Annotated in this window: 1 protein-coding gene; it reads left to right on the top strand. The window is 36.8% G+C overall.

The genetic code is table 11. The features are described 5' to 3' along the window. On the top strand, nt 1-192 hold a 192-nt coding region (locus SB749_RS19205), incomplete at its 5' end, for a hypothetical protein (protein ID WP_410711707.1). Nucleotides 193-291 lie beyond the last annotated feature (99 nt).

Raw genomic sequence — 291 nt, forward strand, 5'->3', positions numbered from 1 at the left:
TGCCCTGAATTGCTAGCAGTTTTATCTTTGCATTTATCGGTGGGCGTAGGAGTATTAGGCTTAACAATGTCATCATTACTTTCACTTCCAGAGCCACTCCCAGAACCCCCACACGCAATTAACGAGGTAGTAAAAAAAATAGTGAAAAGGGTTAAACCAAGGTTCTTATTTACGCGAGGATATGGCATATGAGTACTCACTCAAAAAAGCTGTTTAAAGGTTCGTGCTACGCATCAAACCATGAATATTTGTTACATATCAAAAACTTAAAATAACTTTTTATTACAAACT

This window comes from Brevibacterium sp. SIMBA_078 (genome assembly GCF_046534565.1).
Lineage (GTDB): Bacteria > Actinomycetota > Actinomycetes > Actinomycetales > Brevibacteriaceae > Brevibacterium.